The sequence below is a fragment of the Allohahella marinimesophila genome (assembly GCF_039538005.1).
Lineage (GTDB): Bacteria > Pseudomonadota > Gammaproteobacteria > Pseudomonadales > Oleiphilaceae > Allohahella > Allohahella marinimesophila.
The window spans coordinates 1-2,583 of record NZ_BAABBO010000020.1 but is presented as its reverse complement, the minus strand read 5'-3'; the positions used below and the strand labels follow the sequence as shown (position 1 = coordinate 2,583).

Annotated in this window: 1 protein-coding gene; it reads left to right on the top strand. The window is 51.1% G+C overall.

The features are described from left to right. The coding region (locus ABD735_RS18440) for a calcium-binding protein (protein WP_486303633.1) at nucleotides 1–2,583 on the top strand (2,583 nt) is incomplete at both ends.

Here is a 2,583-nt window from a genome sequence, read left to right as displayed (position 1 = left end):
TGGTTTTTCTACAGCCTCGTTAGGGCCATGGGGCACCAGTATCTACCGGTATAATCAAAATGGTGACCTTACACTGCGTGACTTGAATGGCGCTGTATCCACTTACGTGTATGACGGACTGAATCAGCTCGATACAGTGACTGGCGCCGAAAACAAGACCTATAAATTTAATCGCCTTGGTCAGATGACGTACAACGGCGACGAATACTACTGGTACACCGGCCACAACAGGCTTCAGGGCATAGGCAGGGGTGCTGGTACCGAACAGCTCTACCACTACGATGGTCTCGGCCACCTCGTAAAGCGAGATGATCATGGTGTGCCCACATATCTCCTCTATTCAAAAACTGGCCAGCTGCTCATGGAAGCCAAGGCCGAAGGTAGCGCCAAGGAATACTTTTATTTGGGCACCACCTTGGTTGGTGAGCACGAAATAATTCCACCGACTTTAACCATCCCTGCTGATATCTCGCTCGACATTGGCGCCCTTACTGTGCCTGCATTTGATATTGGTTCAGCCTCTGCAGTTGATTACTACGGAACACCTCTTGAGGTGAGCAACAATCAAAAAGCAAAGTTCCGTCTTGGCCATAGCGCCATTACCTACATCGCCATGGATGCCTGGGGTGATGCTACAGTAAAGAAGCAGAATCTAGAGCTGATGCCAGATGTGGCATTGTTCGACATCGATAATCGTGTGGGTGGGCGTGGAGTGGTTCATGGAACCAATGCGAACGATTTCGTCTACGCCAAAGGCCAGGCCATATTGTACGGCCTCGACGGCGACGACGTAATTGCAGGAGGGGACGACGACGATACGCTGTACGGCGGTACCGGCAACGACATCCTGTTAGGTAACGACGGCAACGATACCTTGTTTTATGAATACGAAGGCGGAGGCGTGGACTTTTTTGACGGCGGAGAAGGTAACGATACTTACTTGATCCGAGCTTTCGCGGACGGTTTAAAGATCAATGATGAGCAAGGTGATGACACGTACGACCTTAGTTTCAGCAATGAGGTATGGCTCTTCCGCGAAGCCTTTCCGAACATCATTGAAGTTTCTGACGCCACTGGATTTGACCGCCTGCAGTTGAATAGGGGTCTTCGGACATCTTACGAACGAGGGATGCCTGCAACCGATATGGTATGGCTGCAAGATGGGGCAGATCTAGTACTTGGCGTTCCGGTGTTCGACCAGGGCCCCGGGCTATTAGGTTCTGGATTTGTAACTGGAAAATACGGCGTGAAGCGGTGGAACACTGTTGCCCCAGAATATTCCAATAGTAGACCCATATTAACCCCTCCATTTGGAGCTGCTCCAGAGCCACAGCCATTCAGCTTAGCTCAGTGTGAGGGTGATACCCTTCCGTTCGAAGTAGTATTCGAGCTCAAGTCGTTTTTTGAATCCGACTCCATCGACGAGTTCGAATTCTTGGGTATGCCGAATGTTGACTTGGGTGGAACAGCCGGTAGGAACAACAGCTACACGCTCGCCGCCAATCAAGTAAAAGCCTTGTACGATGCTGCCGATCGGGATCCAGTTCAATATGTAAGCGGCCAAGCAAGACGGGCGTTCAAGCGCTTGTATCCGAATATCAACAGTGATGGACAGCTTGAGCTGACCAATGTCCTTCAATTAGACGATGGATTTGCTGCCGATGATATTGCTTTCTCTCGAGACGCATGTGGTCTGCTGTTGACACATGGGAACAGGGAAGATTGGATTTTCATTCATGACTGGTTCAGCCATGAGTTGCATCGATACGATGAGATCCGTCTAGGCGACGGTACCGTGCTGGAAGTTCCGCCCTCACACCAGGTTCCATACTTCGACGCTCAAATTGCAGGCGAATCAACCGTCGCAAAAACGAGGGCAGAGCAAGAGTTTGAACACCAGATTTCACATGCGTCGGTAGCGGTACCTTTCACCAGTAGTGTGGCCACTGTCAAGATCCTACCCCAGCCGAGGTTAATTACGAGTCAGTACGACTCCGATAAAGGAACGTTTGTAGCTATTGACGGCGGTTGGGACAACACGAACCTGCCATGGCTGGAGTTCGATGAGGATACAAACACTTTCAGGGGTACACCATCTGTAGACGAGATTGGTCAGCACAATATCACGGTACGGCTTGAGAACTATTTTAGCGTGGGTTTTTTACATATTACTCTTCAGGTTCTTGAGAAGGACGCGAAGATTGTGACTCCCGGTGACACTGATCCGCCTTATGAGATACCGGAAGATCCTACCGATCCTGTTGAAGAACCCACCGAGCCCGGTAATCCGACTACTGATCCAGTAGAAGAGCCATCGAATCCGGTCGATCCAGGAACTGATCCAGGCAGTGATCCTGTGGAAGAGCCGTCAAATCCGGTTGACCCAGGCACTGATCCGGTAGAGGAGCCAGCTGAACCAACCGATCCTGTGGAAGAACCGACCGATCCAGCAGATCCTGGAACGGATCCCGTGGAAGAGCCGACAGATCCTACCGATCCAGGCACTGATCCAGTAGAGGAGCCAACGGATCCTGAGGATGGGTCAACGACACCACCGTACACGGGCGCCATCAACTTCCTGTT